Source organism: Burkholderia sp. LFS061 (genome assembly GCF_047978125.1).
GTDB lineage: Bacteria > Pseudomonadota > Gammaproteobacteria > Burkholderiales > Burkholderiaceae > Burkholderia > Burkholderia pyrrocinia_C.
Genome location: NZ_JBFPFS010000029.1, coordinates 25669 through 42341, shown reverse-complemented (window position 1 = coordinate 42341; position 16673 = coordinate 25669). Strand labels below are relative to the sequence as shown.

General features: G+C 67.8%; 14 protein-coding genes. 4 read left to right on the top strand and 10 right to left on the bottom strand.

What is annotated here, in order from left to right:
* Nucleotides 1–5: 5 nt before the first annotated feature.
* The 3 genes from ACNQQL_RS23475 to ACNQQL_RS23465 all read right to left on the bottom strand — a co-directional run bounded on the left by ACNQQL_RS23475 (nucleotide 6) and on the right by ACNQQL_RS23465 (nucleotide 2486).
* Complete coding sequence (locus ACNQQL_RS23475) at nucleotides 6–443, bottom strand: acyl-CoA thioesterase (RefSeq protein WP_047901196.1); 438 nt, start codon at nucleotides 441–443, stop codon at nucleotides 6–8.
* Nucleotides 444–582: 139 nt separating this feature from the next.
* Nucleotides 583–1119 (bottom strand): NUDIX domain-containing protein, encoded by a 537-nt coding sequence (locus tag ACNQQL_RS23470; protein ID WP_072444388.1) that lies wholly within the window; start codon nucleotides 1117–1119, stop codon nucleotides 583–585.
* 122 nt (nucleotides 1120–1241) lie between these two features.
* Nucleotides 1242–2486, bottom strand: a complete 1245-nt coding sequence (locus tag ACNQQL_RS23465) for a YbfB/YjiJ family MFS transporter (RefSeq protein ID WP_347066044.1) — start codon at nucleotides 2484–2486, stop codon at nucleotides 1242–1244.
* 123 nt (nucleotides 2487–2609) lie between these two features.
* On the opposite strand from ACNQQL_RS23465, the gene ACNQQL_RS23460 reads away from it, so the two are divergent.
* A complete protein-coding gene (locus ACNQQL_RS23460) occupies nucleotides 2610–3524 on the top strand; it encodes a LysR substrate-binding domain-containing protein (protein ID WP_347066042.1) in 915 nt (304 codons plus the stop codon).
* Between the two features lie 237 nt (nucleotides 3525–3761).
* Here ACNQQL_RS23460 and alaS read toward each other — a convergent pair whose 3' ends face one another.
* A complete protein-coding gene (gene alaS, locus ACNQQL_RS23455; RefSeq protein WP_347066040.1) occupies nucleotides 3762–6386 on the bottom strand; it encodes an alanine--tRNA ligase in 2625 nt (874 codons plus the stop codon).
* A gap of 254 nt (nucleotides 6387–6640) precedes the next feature.
* Here alaS and ACNQQL_RS23450 point away from each other — a divergent pair, with 254 nt between their 5' ends.
* On the top strand, nucleotides 6641–7861 hold the full coding sequence (locus ACNQQL_RS23450; protein ID WP_347066112.1) for a CaiB/BaiF CoA-transferase family protein: 1221 nt from the start codon (nucleotides 6641–6643) through the stop codon (nucleotides 7859–7861).
* Between the two features lie 48 nt (nucleotides 7862–7909).
* On the opposite strand, the gene ACNQQL_RS23445 is transcribed toward ACNQQL_RS23450, so the two are convergent.
* Nucleotides 7910–8458, bottom strand: a complete 549-nt coding sequence (locus ACNQQL_RS23445) for an RBBP9/YdeN family alpha/beta hydrolase (protein WP_347066038.1) — start codon at nucleotides 8456–8458, stop codon at nucleotides 7910–7912.
* 165 nt (nucleotides 8459–8623) lie between these two features.
* Nucleotides 8624–8833 carry an ornithine acetyltransferase gene (locus tag ACNQQL_RS23440; RefSeq protein ID WP_006497729.1) on the bottom strand — a complete coding sequence of 70 codons (210 nt, stop codon included), beginning with the start codon at nucleotides 8831–8833 and terminating at the stop codon, nucleotides 8624–8626.
* A 252-nt stretch (nucleotides 8834–9085) separates the two neighbouring features.
* Between ACNQQL_RS23440 and ACNQQL_RS23435 the strand changes: the two genes are divergently transcribed.
* The gene (locus ACNQQL_RS23435) at nucleotides 9086–10795 is read left to right on the top strand and encodes a glutamine--tRNA ligase/YqeY domain fusion protein (RefSeq protein ID WP_204426201.1); all 1710 of its coding nucleotides are present in this window, start codon (nucleotides 9086–9088) and stop codon (nucleotides 10793–10795) included.
* A gap of 133 nt (nucleotides 10796–10928) precedes the next feature.
* Here the strand turns inward: ACNQQL_RS23435 and ACNQQL_RS23430 are convergent, their stop codons facing one another.
* The 4 genes from ACNQQL_RS23430 to ACNQQL_RS23415 all read right to left on the bottom strand — a co-directional run bounded on the left by ACNQQL_RS23430 (nucleotide 10929) and on the right by ACNQQL_RS23415 (nucleotide 14819).
* The gene (locus ACNQQL_RS23430; RefSeq protein ID WP_347066034.1) at nucleotides 10929–12134 is read right to left on the bottom strand and encodes a hypothetical protein; all 1206 of its coding nucleotides are present in this window, start codon (nucleotides 12132–12134) and stop codon (nucleotides 10929–10931) included.
* Nucleotides 12135–12446: 312 nt separating this feature from the next.
* Nucleotides 12447–12917 (bottom strand): NUDIX hydrolase, encoded by a 471-nt coding sequence (locus ACNQQL_RS23425; RefSeq protein WP_347066110.1) that lies wholly within the window; start codon nucleotides 12915–12917, stop codon nucleotides 12447–12449.
* 11 nt (nucleotides 12918–12928) lie between these two features.
* On the bottom strand, nucleotides 12929–13315 hold the full coding sequence (locus ACNQQL_RS23420; RefSeq protein WP_072444405.1) for an RT0821/Lpp0805 family surface protein: 387 nt from the start codon (nucleotides 13313–13315) through the stop codon (nucleotides 12929–12931).
* 136 nt (nucleotides 13316–13451) lie between these two features.
* Nucleotides 13452–14819, bottom strand: a complete 1368-nt coding sequence (locus ACNQQL_RS23415) for a cytochrome-c peroxidase (RefSeq protein WP_347066031.1) — start codon at nucleotides 14817–14819, stop codon at nucleotides 13452–13454.
* Between the two features lie 221 nt (nucleotides 14820–15040).
* Here ACNQQL_RS23415 and ACNQQL_RS23410 point away from each other — a divergent pair, with 221 nt between their 5' ends.
* The gene (locus ACNQQL_RS23410; protein WP_347066029.1) at nucleotides 15041–16627 is read left to right on the top strand and encodes an acid phosphatase; all 1587 of its coding nucleotides are present in this window, start codon (nucleotides 15041–15043) and stop codon (nucleotides 16625–16627) included.
* The last annotated feature ends 46 nt before the right edge of the window (nucleotides 16628–16673 follow it).

The following is a 16673-nucleotide window of genomic DNA, read 5'->3' as shown; positions in this document are numbered from 1 at the left end:
AACCGTCAGGCCGCGAGCGGGTCGAGCGCGGCGCGCAGCGCGTCGGGCAGCGGCACCGGGCGGCGCGTGCCGCGATCGACGTACACGTGCACGAAATGCCCCTGCGCGGCGGGCGATGCGTCGCCCTGCGCGAACAGCCCGACCTCGTAGCGCACGCTCGACGTGCCGAGCTTCGCGACGCGCAGCCCCGCGTCGACCGACTGCGGAAACACCAGCGGTGCGAAGTAGTTGCACTGCGTCTCGACGACGAGCCCGATCGTCTGCCCGTGCTCGACGTCGAGCACGCCCGCGCGGATCAGGTACTCGTTCACGACGGTGTCGAAGTAGCTGTAGTAGACGACGTTGTTCACGTGCCCGTAGACGTCGTTGTCCATCCAGCGGGTCGTGATCGGCAGGAAGTGGCGGTAGGCGTCGCGGGAACGCGGCTGCGGCTTGTCGGACATGGTGATGGCGGTCAGGACGATGGGGACGATGAAGACGAAGCGCGGCGGCCGGGTGGCACGGCGCGCCGGCAACAGGCGAAGCGCCGCGTCGCGGTCGCGCGCGGCACGTCGGATGAAACCCTGCGGACGGGCCGGCCCGTCACTGCCCCGGCCGGTCGACGAATTCGAAATCGAGGCCGCGCGCACGCATCCAGTCGGCAAGCGCGACGCCCGTGCCGGCGCGCCACGGGCGCAGCAGCGGCGGCTCGACGAGCCGGTATTCGAGCAGTTCGGGCGACAGCGCGACCGTGCCCGACGCGCGCACGTGGTACGCGATGATCAGTTCGTTCTTGCGGATGAATTCGTAGACGCCGACGAGCGACACGTGCTCGGCCTTCAGCGCCGTTTCCTCGAACACCTCGCGCGCGATGCCGTCCTCGGGCGTCTCGCCGTTTTCGAGGAAACCGGTGATCAGCGCGAACATCCCTTCGGGCCAGGCCGCATTGCGCGCGAGCAGGATCTTGCCGTCGAGCTCGACGATCGCGGCGACGACGGGCAGCGGATTGTTCCAGTGGACATAGCCGCAGGTATCGTCGGGACACGCCTGGCGGACGCGGCCGCCCTCATGTTCGGGATCGGCGCGCTCGGTCAGCGGGCTCGCGCAGCGCGGGCAAAAGCGGTAGTCGGCGGTGGTCATCGATGGGGATCTGGCGGACGCCCGGCGGCCGCCTGCCGGCCGCCCGCGCACCCGCTCGGCGCGGGAAAGGCTTCCATTCTAGCGAGTTTGCCCGCACCGCAGACGATCCGGCCCCGCCGGCGTCAGCGTCGCAGGCGGCCCTTTGCCGCGATCGCCGCGAAGCCGGCGGCACCCACGAGCAGAGCGGCCACCGCGACCCACAACGCGGGGGAAAACGACCCGAAGCGCGCCGCGAGCGGTGCCGCGACGAGCGGCCCGATAATCTGCCCGACCCCGTACGACGCGGTCGCATAGCCCATCAGCCCGGCCGCGCGCTCGCCGTGCAGGCGCCGCGCCTCGCGCATCGCGAACAGCGTGATCGCGGTGAACGGCAGCCCGAGCAGCGCGCTGCCGACCGAGAAGCCGAGCGCGTTCGGCCACACGATCCCGGCCGCGATGCCGAGCGCCTGTGTCGCACAGCCGGCCGCCAGCAGCAGCCGGTTGTCCCAGTGCCCGGGCAGTCGCGCGGCGGCGATCGCGCCGACGATCAGCGCCGCGCCGAACATCGGCCAGAACAGGTCGGGCCACGGCGAACCGGCCGGCAGCACGGCGCGCGCGATCACGGGCAGGAACGTCGCGGTGATGATGTAGCCGAAGCCCGGCGTCCCGTACAGCACGACGAGCCACGCGGCATCGGCTCGATGGCGGCGCGCGTCGGCCGGCGCCACGGAAGCCGCCGAGGCCGCGTGCGGCGTGGTGCCGGCCGGCGGCAAGGCTTGCGCCGGCGCGACCGCAAAGGTGCGCCAGATCGCGACCGACAGCACGGCCGACAGCGCCGCGAAGCCGAGCCAGCCCGACGCTGCCGGCCGGCCGGCCAGCGCGCTGCCGATCAGCCCCGTCAGCACGATGCCGACGCCGGGCCCCGCATAGATCACTCCGCTCCACTCGGGCGCGTGCAGTTCGGCCAGGCGCCGCAGCCCCCATTGCGATACGAACACGAACGTCCACGCGCTGACGACACCCGCGACGAAGCGCACCGCGAGCCACACGGGCAGCAGGTGGCCGATGCCCATCGCGGCGGTGAGCAGCACGGTGGCCGCGAGCCCGAAGCGAACCATCCGCGCGGGTGCGACGCGCAGCGCCGCGCAACTGACCGCGCCTGCGAAGTAACCCGCATAGTTCGCCGATGCGAGCCAGCCGCCGGCCTTCAAGCCGATCGAGCCGTCCGCGAGCATCAGCGGCAGCAGCGGCGTGAATGCGAAACGGCCGACGCCGAGCACGACGGCGAGGCCGACCATGCAGGCCAGCGCGGCCGCGCGGGCGCGTCGGTCGGCCTGATCGGACGGAAGCGCGCCGGCGGCGGCGGTCGGGGCATCGGAGCGGGACATGGCGGCAAGGGCCGGAGCGCGACGCGCCGGCCGGATCGGAAACCGGAATGCATCCATCGTAGCTTGACCAGATAATCTCGAAAAATGAATAATTAAGAATCCATCCATCGCCTGGAGAGAATCATGGATCTGGCGGCGCTGGCGATTTTCCGGGCGGTCGTGCGCGAGAACGGCGTGACGCGCGCGGCGGCGAAGCTCAATCGCGTGCAGTCGAACGTCACGACGCGCATCAAGCAGCTCGAGGAAGAACTCGGCGCCGCGCTGTTCGTGCGCGACGGCCGCCGGCTCGTGCTGACGCCGGCCGGGCACACGCTGCTGCCGTATGCGGAGCGGCTGCTGGCGCTCGCCGACGAGGCGCGCGACGCGGTGCGCGAGGACTCGCCGCGCGGGCGGCTGCGGCTCGGCACGATGGAGAGCACCGCCGCGAGCCGGCTGCCGACCGTTCTCGCGCGCTATCACCATGCGTGGCCCGACGTGTCGCTCGAACTGGTGACGGGTACGACGGGCTGGCTGATCGGCAAGGTGCGCGACTTCGAGATCGACGCCGCGCTGTTCGCGCGCCCACCCGCGCCGGACACGCTGCCCGACACGTTCGAGACGGTGCCGGTCTTCCGCGAGGATCTGGTGCTGCTCACGCCGCGCGGCCATCCGCCGGTGCGCACGCCGCGCGACGTGATCCTGCCGACGCTGATCGCGTTCGAGCGCGGCTGCGCGTATCGCAAGTACGCCGAGCAGTGGTATGCCGCGCATGGGATGAAGCCGGCGCGCGTGCTCGAACTCGGCTCGTATCACGCGATCGTCGCGTGCGTCGCGGCCGGCGCGGGCATCGCGGTCGCGCCGCGTTCGGTGCTCGACCTGCAGCCCGAGACCGGCAACATCGCCGCGCACACGATTCCCGAACTCGAAGGCATCGATACGCTGCTCGCGTGGCGGCAGGGTTATGCGTCGGCGGCGCTCGCCGCGCTGCGCGATGCGCTTGGCGAAGCCGCGCGGCAGCCGGACCCGGCGCAGAAGCCGCGCGTGGCGCAGCCGGCCTGACGCGATCCGCCGACGGACGCACGACGACGCACCCGCGCGCCGCCCGTCTGCATGGCCGGCTACCGCTCGTGCGTCAGGCATGGCGGGCGGATCAGCCACCTGCACCCCGTGCAAACGCAAAACGACCCGACCGGCCAATGGCCGATCGGGTCGTTTCGTTTCATGCGATTCCGCCAAAAGAACCGCGCGGTGCCGGCCGGCGCTCCGCCCTCTCGGGCGCCGCGCCGGCCAGGCCGATCAAAGACGCTCTTCGACCCAGCCCTTGACGCCGGCCAGCGCGCCCGGCAGGTTCGCCGGCTCGGTGCCGCCTGCCTGCGCCATGTCCGGACGGCCGCCGCCCTTGCCGCCGACCTGCTGCGCGACGAAGTTCACGAGCTCGCCGGCCTTGACCTTCTTGCTCGCGTCGGGCGTGACGCCCGCGATCAGGCTGACCTTGCCGCCTTCGACGGCCGCCAGCACGATCGCCGCGCTCTTCAGCTTGTCCTTCAGCTTGTCGACCGTTTCGCGCAGCGTCTTCGCGTCGGCGCCGTCGAGCGTCGCGGCCAGCACGTACACGCCGCCGATTTCGATGGCCTGCTGCGCGAGCTCGTCGCCCTGGCTCGATGCGAGCTTCGACTTCAGCGCGCCCAGTTCCTTCTCGAGCGACTTCACCTGGTCCTGCACCTGCGCGATGCGCTGGGTGAGTTCCGACGGCTGTGCCTTCAGCGCGGCCGCCGCTTCGTTCATGCGGGCGTCGAGATCCTGCACGAAGCGCACCGCGTTGTCGCCGGTGATCGCCTCGACGCGGCGGATGCCGGCCGCGACGCCGCCTTCGACGACGATCTTGAACAAGCCGATGTCGCCGGTGCGGTGCACGTGCGTGCCGCCGCACAGTTCGCGCGAGAAGCCGAGGTCGAGCACGCGCACTTCATCGCCGTACTTCTCGCCGAACAGCGCCATCGCGCCGCCCTTCACCGCTTCGTCGTACGGCATCACGCGCACGATGCCCGGCGCGTTCGCGAGGATTTCGTTGTTGACGATCTGCTCGACGCGACGAATTTCGTCGTCGGTCATCGGCGCGTTGTGCGCGAAGTCGAAACGGGTTTTTTCGGCGTCGACCAGCGAGCCCTTCTGCTGCACGTGCGCGCCGAGCACCTCGCGCAGCGCCTTGTGCATCAGGTGGGTGGCCGAGTGGTTGCGCTGCGTGCGCGCGCGGCGGTGCGCGTCGATTTCCGCGCGCAGCACGTCGCCGACCTTCAGCGTGCCCTGCTCGAGCGAGCCGTGGTGGCCGATCACGTCGGCCTGCACCTTCAGCGTATCGGCCACCGCGAAGCGCGTCGACGCATTCGCGAGCACGCCCTGGTCGCCGACCTGGCCGCCCGATTCCGCGTAGAACGGCGTGTGGTCGAGCACGACGACCGCATCCTGGCCGGCCTTCACTTCGTTGACCGACGAACCGTCGACGTACAGCGCGACGACCTTCGCGTCGTCGAACGCGATTTCCTCGTAGCCGTGGAAGGTGGTCTTCGCGCCCGTGTATTCGAGGCCCTGCGTGGCCTTGAACTTGCCGGCCGCGCGCGCCTGCTCGCGCTGGCGCGCCATCGCGTCGTCGAATGCCGGCTCGTCGACCGTCATGCCGCGCTCGCGGCACACGTCGGCCGTGAGGTCGAGCGGGAAGCCGTAGGTATCGTGCAGCTTGAACGCGAGTTCGCCGTCGAGCACCTTGCCGCCCTTCGCTTCGACGTCGGCCAGCGCGCCCTCGAGGATCGACATCCCGTGCTCGATCGTTTCGAAGAAGCGCTCCTCTTCCTGGCGCAGCACGTCGGTCACGCGCTGTTCGGCTTCCTTCAGCTCCGGATACGCGGCGCCCATCTCGGCGACGAGGTCGGCCACCAGCTTGTGGAAGAACGAACCCTTGCGGCCGAGCTTGTAGCCGTGGCGGATCGCACGGCGCACGATCCGGCGCAGCACGTAGCCGCGGCCTTCGTTGCCGGGGATCACGCCGTCGACGATCAGGAACGAGCACGCGCGGATGTGATCGGCGATCACCTTCAGCGAGTTGTTGGTGAGGTCGCTGATCTCGGTCACGCGCGCGGCGGCCTTGATCAGGTTCTGGAACAGGTCGATCTCGTAATTGCTGTGCACGTGCTGCAGCACCGCTGCGAGGCGCTCGAGGCCCATGCCGGTGTCGACGGACTGCTTCGGCAGGCGCGTCATGTTGCCCTGCGCGTCGCGGTTGAACTGCATGAACACGAGGTTCCAGATCTCGATGTAGCGGTCGCCGTCTTCCTCGGCCGACCCCGGCGGGCCGCCCCACACGTCCGGGCCGTGGTCGTAGAAGATTTCCGTGCACGGGCCGCACGGGCCCGTATCGCCCATCGTCCAGAAGTTGTCGGACGCGTAGCGTGCGCCCTTGTTGTCGCCGATCCGGATGATGCGATCGGCCGGCACGCCGACTTCCTTCGCCCAGATGTCGTACGCCTCGTCGTCTTCCTGGTAGACGGTGACCCACAGCTTTTCCTTCGGCAGCTGGTAGACCGTGGTCAGCAGCTCCCACGCGAAGCGGATCGCGTCGTGCTTGAAGTAGTCGCCGAACGAGAAGTTGCCGAGCATCTCGAAGAACGTGTGGTGGCGCGCCGTGTAGCCGACGTTCTCGAGGTCGTTGTGCTTGCCGCCCGCGCGCACGCTGCGCTGCGCCGTCGTGGCACGCGAATACGGGCGCTGGTCCGTGCCGAGGAAGACGTCCTTGAACTGGACCATGCCCGAGTTCGTGAACATCAGCGTGGGGTCGTTACCGGGCACGAGGCTCGACGAGCGGACGATCGTGTGGCCCTTCGATTCGAAGAATTTGAGGAATTTCTCGCGGATTTCGGCAGCTTTCATGGCGTGCGGGGACAGTCTGGCAAAGACGGCTTCAAACGCCGTCGCCCCAGGCGGGGCGCGCGGCGGCATGGATTCGGAAACGATCGATTATACGGGATCGGGGCCGGCTTCCGGGCAAAGCGCCGGCAAAGCGGCCCGGCCATCCGGCCGGCCCGGCCGGGCCACCCGCGCGGCCGATTCGCCTTAAGATGCTCGGCATGCCAATCGGCCTTGCCGAGCAACGGAGGCCAGCCATGAAAGGAGACGATTCGACGATGGGTGCCCTGAGCCATATCCGCGTGCTGGACCTCACCCGCGTGCTCGCGGGCCCGTGGTGCGCGCAAACCCTCGCCGATTTCGGCGCGGACGTGATCAAGGTCGAGCGCCCCGGCGCCGGCGACGACACGCGCCACTGGGGGCCGCCGTACCTGAAGGACGCGGACGGCGCGGATACCGCCGAAGCCGCGTACTACCTCGCGGCGAACCGCAACAAGCGCTCGGTGACGATCGACATCGCGACGCCCGAAGGCCAGCAGATCGTGCGCGAACTCGCCGCGCAATGCGACGTCGTGCTCGAGAACTACAAGGTCGGCCAGTTGAAGAAATACGGGCTCGACTACGAATCGCTGCGCGCGGTGAAGCCCGATCTCGTCTACTGCTCGGTCACCGGCTTCGGCCAGACCGGCCCGTATGCGCACCGCGCGGGCTACGACTTCATCGTGCAGGGAATCGGCGGCTTCATGAGCATCACCGGCGAGCGCGACAGCGAGCCGGGCGGCGGCCCGCAGAAGGCCGGCGTCGCGATCGCCGATCTCGCGACCGGCCTCTACTCGACGATCGCCGTGCTCGCCGCGCTCGCGCACCGCGACCGTACCGGCGAAGGCCAGTACATCGACATGGCGCTGCTCGACGTGCAGGTCGCGCTGCTCGCGAACATGAACACCAACTTCCTCGCGAGCGGCAAGCCGCCGATGCGCTGGGGCAACGCACATCCGAACATCGTGCCGTACCAGACGTTCCAGACGAGCGACGGGTGGATCATCGTCGCGGTCGGCAACGACGGGCAGTTCCGCAAGTTCGTCGAGGCCGGCGGCCGGCCCGAACTGGCCGACGACGAGCGCTTCGCGACGAACCCGTCGCGCGTGCGCCACCGCGACACGCTGGTGCCGATCCTCGCGGAGATGGTGAAGGCGCGCGGCAAGGCCGACTGGATCGGCGTGCTCGAAGCGGCCGGCGTGCCGTGCGGGCCGATCAACGATCTGGAGGAAGTGTTCGACAACGAGCAGGTCATCGCGCGCGGGATGCAGGTGTCGCTGCCGCACCCGTGCGGCGCGGACGTGCAGCTCGTGCGCAACCCGATCCGGATGAGCGCGACACCGCCCGACGCGCGCACGGCCCCGCCGCTGCTCGGCGCGCAGACCGACGACGTGCTGCGCGACATGCTCGGCTACGACGACGAACGGATTGCGGCGTTGAAGGCAAAGCAGGCGATCTGACGATCGACGCTTCAACGGCTCGCGCGGCGACGGCTACCCGACCGGCGTCTACCGCGCGAGCGCGTCCAGCCAGCCGCGCGCGGCCGGCCAGTCGCCGAGCCCGCTGTCCGCGTTGATATGGCCGCGCGGGCCGATGTCGCGGAATTCACTGCCCCACGCATGTGCGCAGCCGCGCGCGAACGCGAGCGAGCCGTACGGATCGTCGTTGCTCGCGACCACGCAGGTCGGAAACGGCAGCCGCTCGTGCGGCACGGGCCCGAAGCCGTGCGCGTCGGCGGGAAACGCCGGCCCGGCGGGATCGGGCAGCGCGACGAGCAGCGCGCCGCGCACTTTCGCGAGCGCGGCCGGGCGCGCATAACGCGTCGCCCACCACGCGGCGGTCAGCGTGCCGAGGCTGTGGCCGGCGATCAGCACCGGCCCGCGCGCGGCTTCGACCGCGCGATCGAGCGCGAGACACCAGCCGTTGCGAAACGCGCGGTCCCAGTCGGGCATCGCGACGCGCGAGAAGCGCGCATCGGCGCGCTCCCAGCGGCTTTGCCAGTGAAGCGGGCCCGAATTGGCGTAGCCCGGCAGGACGAAAACGAGGGGGGCGCTCATGAAAGGATTCGTCGACGAATGGTGTCGTAATGTGATGTCGACGAAGTGTCGCACACCCTCCTCTCCCTGATGCTGCCTGTCAAAAAACCGGAAGGATGTGCAGCGGATCGTGACGCGCTCGAATCGGCGTCACGCCCGGCCGGCGCTCGATCGCGCCGGCTTCGATCAGCGCACGCCGGCGCCGACCAGGCCGCCTGCCGCCGCGCCGGCAACCGTGCCGACCGGGCCGCCCGTGATCAGGTAACCGAGCGCGCCGCCAGCGGCCGCGCCGATACCGGCATTGCGTTGCGTATGCGTCATCGCGCATGCGCCGAGTTGCGACAGCGCCGCGACGATCACCGCGGTACGAACGAGAAAAGTGGTCTTCTTCATCATGATTATTGGCTTCCTCCCGCCACGCAATTACGCGAATGGCGGCATTGAATCGGTGAAGCCATCATAGGAAAACCCGAACGGCGCGAGCAATCCGATTTACGTCGTGTTACAGCCGACACACTATCGAGATATTGCGGCACGCATCGCGAACGCACCGCCCTTCACCCGCAAGCCGCGCGGGACGGACCCCGGTCAGGTAGAATTACAGGATTAAACCGGCGCGACGCGCCGACACAACCTGACGCCAACCGCATGAGCACCGAACGCAACGACGCCCCCGCGGCTTCCAACTTCATCCGCAACATCATCGACGACGACAACCGCACCGGCAAATGGGGCGGCCGCGTCGAAACGCGCTTCCCGCCCGAGCCGAACGGTTATCTGCACATCGGCCACGCGAAGAGCATCTGCCTGAACTTCAGCGTCGCGCGCGACTACGGCGGCGTGTGCCACCTGCGCTTCGACGACACGAACCCGGAAAAGGAAAGCGTCGAGTACGTCGATTCGATCGTCGACGCGGTGCGCTGGCTCGGTTTCGACTGGCGCAAGGACGCGGTCGACCACCAGTATTTCGCGAGCGACTACTACGACAAGCTGTACGAATTCGCCGAGCTGCTGATCAAGCGCGGCAAGGCATATGTCGACAGCCAGAGCGCCGACGAAATGCGCGCGAACCGCGGCTCGCTGACGGAAGGCGGCAAGCCGTCGCCGTTCCGCGACCGCACGCCCGACGAAAACCTCGACCTGTTCCGCCGCATGAAGGCCGGGGAGTTCAAGGAAGGCGAGCACGTGCTGCGCGCGAAGATCGACATGGCTTCGCCGAACATGAACATGCGCGACCCGGTGATCTACCGGATCCGCTACGCGCACCACTACCGCACCGGCGATGCATGGTGCGTGTATCCGATGTACGACTACACGCACTGCATCTCGGATGCGCTCGAAGGCATCACGCATTCGCTGTGCACGCTCGAATTCGAGGATCACCGCCCGCTGTACGACTGGGTGCTGAACGAACTCGCGGAAGCCGGCGTGTTCACGCGCCCGCTGCCGCAACAGATCGAATTCTCGCGGCTGAACCTCACGTACGCGATCACCAGCAAGCGCAAGCTGCTGCAGCTCGTCACCGAAGGCCACGTCGACGGCTGGGACGACCCGCGGATGCCGACGATCGTCGGCGTGCGCCGCCGCGGCTTCACGCCGGAGAGCATCCACCTGTTCTGCGAGCGGATCGGCGTGACGAAGATCGATTCGTGGATCGACATGAGCATCTTCGAAGGCGCGCTGCGCGACGACCTCGACGACAAGGCCGCGCGCACGGTCGCGGTGCTCGATCCGCTGAAGCTCGTGATCGACAACTATCCGGAAGACCAGGAAGAAGCGTGCACGGCGCCCGTGCATCCGCATCACCCGGAGCGCGGCGTGCGCACGTTCCCGATCTCGCGCGAGCTGTGGATCGAGCGCGAGGATTTCGTCGAGAACCCGCCGAAGGGCTATTTCCGCCTGTTCCCGGGCAACAAGGTGCGCCTGCGCTACGGCTACGTGATCGAGTGCACGGGCTTCGACAAGGACGCCGACGGCAACGTGACGGCCGTGCACTGCAACTACTTCCCGGACAGCAAGTCGGGCACCGACGGCGCGAACACGTACAAGGTCAAGGGCAACATCCACTGGGTCAGCGCGAAGCATGCGCAACCGGCCGAAGTGCGGATCTACGACCGCCTGTTCAAGGAGCCGCATCCGGACGCGGGCGGCGCGAACTTCCTCGAAGCGCTGAATCCCGATTCGAAGAAGATCGTGCAGGCGTACGTCGAGCCGGGCAACAGCGACATCGCGCCGGAAACGCGCCTGCAGTTCGAGCGGCACGGCTACTTCGTTGCCGACCGTGTCGATTCGAAGCCGGGCAAGCCCGTGTTCAACCGGATCGTCGGGCTGCGCGACAGCTGGGGCAAGCCGGCCTGACGGCCTGCTCCGCGTGCGGCGCGCGGCCTCGGGCCGACGTCGCGCGACCATGAAAAAACCGGCTCGAGGGCCGGGGCGATGCCCGGTCTTTTCCAGAAGCGGGGCCGGTACGGGCCACCGCCACCTGTTCGGTTCACATCTGTTGATGCGAGCGCGGAACCGAATTGATCATGAACTCGCCCATCTGATAACGCATCGCGATTTGCCGGATGCCTTGTAGGTCGTCCGGCTTTTGCGGACCGATCACCATATAGTGATCGCCGGTCCCGCCTTTCATTTCGACATACTCGTGCCAACTCTTCTCGTTGGTCGAGTCGATCTTGACCTTGGTGTCCTTGTTGTCGGGAAAGATCAGAACCTTTCCCTGCGCGTTGATCTGATTGATCATCTCGACGGCAGCCTGCTCGGTCATGTCCTCCGGGTAACCATTGCGATTCTGCATCACATGGACGAGGAAATCGCGCTGTCCATCCGTCTCGACCATCTTGCGCAACACGTTGTTTCCGACGTCGAAGCGAAGCACCTCCTGAAGGTTCTCCTTGGCGCCCGGCTTGTTCCAGACCGAAGCAATTTGGTTTTGTGCGGCGGTCTCGTGCCCGGTCGTCAGATAGAATCCTTTGCCGAATTCTCCCTCTCCACTGTCCACATTGACCTGTGCGTGATCGAAGTGGCGAAGCGCACTCGGCCGGGTGACGTGTGCGAGGGAGGTCGTGGTCGCCGGGTCCAGTTCGGTCGGAACCGCATGCGCCGTGGGTGTTCCAAGGTCCCAATTCTTCGGGAACCCATTGTTGGAGGGGTCCATTTCACCGGGGAAAACGCGAAACTGGCTCTTGGTCTCGTCGAAAAATTCCACACCCGGCCGAGAGTTGTTCACTTGCCTGAGGTGGTCGATAAGTTCTTTCGGAGAGCTATATTGTTTGAGGTCATCCGTTTTCTCGAGGAATCTGAGCGCCTCCTGGAGCCTCGGAGGGAGTTCTTCCGGCAGCTTCCTTTGTTTTCCTGCCGCTACGTCGCCCGCCGACGTGCCGACTTTCGACGCGTTGGCTGCATACCATTCCGCCCAGTCCTTGGCGCCTCCTCTCGTCGGCACCGGTGAAAAGCCGGTTTCCGGTGCGGGTGCCGATGCCGATGACGCGCGTGCGGAGGGCAGGGGGGCCCTGTTCGTTACCAGTGTCGCCGTACTCGAATGAGGCGTCAAAGCCTGGAGCTGTGGTGACGATCCGCCTCCCGATACGCTCCCGCCGGGACGCGAATTGTCGGGGCGCGGGGCGATAACCTGGGATGTTTCCAACTGCCGCATGCTCGGTGACGAACGGTTAATTCCCGACGGGCTGCTCATGGCCAATTCTCCATTTTGAGACGTGTGAAAGCCAGGCTCATTGCGATCGTCCTGGCGAGTGCCTGACTATCGCCCAGCGTCTCCGGCGCGCTTGCGCCACCCGCGAATCCGCGCACTGAAATCCGAAACGCGATGGCAACCCGGCGCGTCATGCGACGCGATTGCAAAAAAAACGCCACCCGTTCTATCGGGTGGCGCTGCTAATAAAAAATGCCGTTCAGTTCTTAACTGAACGGCATTAGGCTCGAGCGCCGGTTTTTTATTGCATGCAACGAAGCCAAGAGACGCGGCGACGGAAGCCACAGCGTTCCTTCACGCGCCCGACAGCCGCCGATGCAGTTCCGCCAGCGACAGCTTCGTGCGAAACAGCCGCGCGAGGCTGCGGCTCGCATACGCGTCGATATCGCCCGGCGCGGTCCAGCGGTACGCATCCATCTCGGGAATCATCGAGCCGTCGCGACGGCTCGGGAACAGCGACGTGCACGTGCACAGCGCGGGATCGATCTCGCCGTCCGCCACCTGCACCGCGAACAGGTGCAGGTCCTTGTCGTGCCGGTACGCGAAGCGGCCGAGATCGAGCAGCCGGGCCGGCGCGAACTCGATGCCGGTTTCCTCGAGCAGCTCTCGCAGCGCCGCGTCGGCCGGCGTCTCGCCGGGCTCGCCCTGCCCCTTCGGGATGTCCCAGTGCGTGGTGTCCGTCGCGTGCGCGAGGAACACGCGGCCGGCCGCATCGAGGATCACGACGCCGCACGACACCGCGCGCGGCGCGTCGCCCCGCTTCATCACCCGCGTGCTCAGCGCTTCTGCAACTGCCACTTGCCCGCGGCCGTCTTGCAGTAGACGGGCTTGAGCGTCATCGTCTGGCCCTTCGCGGTGATGTCGGTGGTGATTTCGCGGCAGGTCTTGCCGTCCGTCTCGGTCGTGGTCGGCGTGAGCTTCGCCTCGATCTGCGTGCGGCTGCCGCTGTTCTGCCACGTCGTCGTCTCGCCGTCCTTGCCTTCGTCGCGCACCTTCGCGGCGGCCTTCGACAGCGATGCGGTGTCGGCCTTGCTGAAATAGCTGAGCGGCGTGTCGTTCAGGAAGTTCAGGTTGTTCTGCGCGTGGGCGGGCAGCATCGCGGCAACGCACGCGGCGCCGGCCAGCACACGCGTGACGACGGAAAGGGATGCACGCATCGACATGTTGTTCTCCTTGGATGTTCGATCGAACGGCGCGGTGCATGCCGGCGAACCGGCACGCGCCACGCCCGTCAGCGAGCGAGCATAGCATGCGTGCCGCGTGCGACGCTTTCGGGCCTGTTCCCTCTAATAACGGGCCTTAGCGGGCCGCCTGCGTCGACCCGGGTTGATATCCGTCAGTCAGCGTGCCCAGGAACGCGATCACGTCCTTGATCTCGGCCGCGTTCAGCGCCGGCTGCTCGCCGCGCTTGCGGTCGAACGGCGGTTCGCGGTTGATGTTCGGCCAGTAGCGCTTCGGCAGGTCGTCGTAGATCTGCACCTTGCCGTGCACGACCGGATAGAACTTCTCCGGATGAATGTCGCGCTCGACGTAGAAGCGCATCACGTCCTCGAGCGAGTGATACACGCCGTTGTGGAAGAACGTCTTGCGCAGCGCGACGTTGCGCAGCGACGGCGTGCGGAACAGCCCGCAGAATTCGTCGCGGCCCTTCAGGTCGGTGCGCTCGGGGCCGCACGCGCCGAAATCGTGGAAGCTCGGGTCGCGGTTCACAGGCAGCGCGCGGTTGCGCGGCACCGCGATCGCGATCAGCCCGAAATCGCTGAACTGCGGCGGGCCGCCTTCGAGCGTGCGCTGGCTGATGTGGCAGCTCGCGCAATTGCCCTTCTTCTCGTCGTTGAACAGTTGCAGACCGTGCAACTCGGCCGGCGTGAGCTGCGCGCGGCCGGCCAGGTACGCGTCGTACTTGCTCGTGTACGGATCGAACAGCGCAGGCTGCTGCTGGAACGCATCGAGCGCACGCAACACCGCGTCGAAGGCGGCCTGATCGTCGCCGAGCACCCGCTCGCCGAATGCCTTGCGGAACGCGTCCGCATACGGCGCAGCGCGCACCGCCTGCGCGACCCGCGCCGGCGAGCTGCTCATCTCGAACGGCGACAGCAGCGGAATGCGCGCCTGCGCGTCGCGCGTGTCGACGCGGCCGTCCCAGGTCAGCCCGCCGGTCGGGCCCGCGTCGATGCTTTCGTCGCCCTCGTCGGGCGAATCGTGGAAATGCTCGCTGAACGGCGGGATGCCGCGCAAGTACTTCAGCGACGGCGCCGCACGGAACCCGATGCGATGCATGTCGTCGCCGCCGAGCTGCACCGACAGCGCGTTTGGCGGCCCGAACGCGTGTTCGGCGCTGTGGCACGACGCGCACGCGAGCTTGCCGGAACCCGACAGCGACCGATCGGAGAACAGTTGCTTGCCGAGCGCCGTCATCTGCTTCACGCCCTCGAACACCTGCGCACGCGTCTGCGGCTGGCTGGCCGGTGCGACCGCGGGCGCGGCCTGGGCGGCCTGGGCGGCCTGGGCGGCCTGGGCGGCCGGCACGATGGCCGCCGCCGGCGAATTCGCGCCGGGCCGTGCATCGCAACCGGCGAGCGCCGCGAGCCCGGCAGCCAGCGCCAGGGCCGCCGCGGCATGGATCAACGATCGCGCGGACGCAAAGGATTTCGGGGTGGTGGGCATCGTCGTTCTATGGGTAGCGGTGGGCAATCGGCCGGAGCTTATGTCAGTTCCGTGTCCGTCGCGTGACGTTCCGCCGACAGTCAATTGAAAGCGCCCCTACACCCGCCTGTCAAACGGGTTCCAGATAATGCGCGCAGCCGGTCGGCGCCCGGCTCCTGCTGCGCCGGCCCCAAGCCACCCCGGTTCCCACACGCGACCAACGACGAAAGAGAGAACATCGCATGAAGAAGCACGCCTGGATTCGCCATACGCCGATCGCCCTCGCGGCCGCGCTCAGCCTGACCGCCTGCGGCGGCGACGACGTCACGCAACAGGGCCTGTCGGCCGTCAAGAACGTTGTCGTGATCTATGCGGAAAACCGCAGCTTCGACAACCTGTACGGCAACTTCCCGGGCGCGAACGGCCTGCAGAACGCGACGGCCGCGAACTCGGTGCAGAAGGATCGCGACGGCTCGACGATGGCGACGCTGCCGAAGGTCTGGGGCGGCCTGACCGCGACCGGCATCACGCCGGCGCTCACCGAGGCGATGACGGCGAACCTGCCGAACGCACCATTCGCGATCGACGATCCGAACGGCTTCAACCAGCCGATGAGCATCGCGACGCGCGACATCGTGCACCGCTTCTACCAGGACCAGATGCAGATCAACGGCGGCAAGAACGACATGTACGCCGCGTGGACCGATGCCGGCGGCCTGACGATGGGCCATTACACGCCGGACCCGTCGAAGCTGCCGCTGTGGAAGATCGCGCAGCAGTACGTGCTCGCCGACAATTTCTTCATGGGCGCGTTCGGCGGCTCGTTCCTGAACCACCAGTACCTGATCTGCGCGTGCGCGCCGTTCTACGCGAACGCGAACACGAGCCCCGCGGCCGGCAAGATCGCCGTGCTGAACGCGGACGGCAAGTCGCTGAAGGTCGCTACGAACTCGCCCGCCTCCGCGCTGAGCGGCCCGCCGAAGTTCGTCAACGACGGCGCGATCACGCCCGACTTCTTCGCGGTCAACACGATGCAGCCGCCGTATCAGCCGAGCGGCAACAAGGCGGCCACGGGCGGCGACCCGCTGCTCGCCGACCCGGCCAACGCGTCGACGATGCCGCCGCAGACGGCCACCAACATCGGCGACCTGCTGACCAGCGCGAACGTGTCGTGGGCATGGTATAGCGGCGCGTGGGGCCAGGCGCTGCAGGCGAGCCAGAACGGCACGTCGAACGTGATCTACGGCGCCGACCTGTCGACGCCGAACTTCCAGCCGCACCACCAGCCGTTCAACTACTTCGCGAACCAGGCGCCGGGCACCGCGAACCGCGCGCAGCACCTGCTCGACGGCGGCGCGAACGGCGCCGAGTTCATCAAGGCGATCGACGCGGGCACGCTGCCGGCGGTGACGTTCTACAAGCCGCAGGGCAACCTGAACGAGCACCCGGGCTACACGGACGTCACCTCCGGCGACCAGCACATCGCCGACGTGATCGCGCACCTGCAGGCGAGCCCGCAGTGGAAGAACATGGTCGTGGTCGTCACGTACGACGAAAACGGCGGCTTCTGGGATCACGCCGCGCCGCCGACCGCCGACCGCTGGGGTCCGGGCACGCGCATTCCGGCGCTGATCGTGTCGCCGTATGCGAAGAAGGGCTTCGTCGACCACACGCAGTACGACACGGGCTCGATCCTGCGCTTCATCACGCGCCGCTACTCGCTGCCGCGCCTCGCGGGCCTGCAACAGCGCGACGACGCGCTGAAGGCCAACGGCGCGCAGCCGATGGGCGACCTGACGAACGCGCTCACGCTGTCGCCGAACCTGTAACGGCATCGCGACGAACGGGCCGGCGGCGCTGCCGGTCCGGACGAAC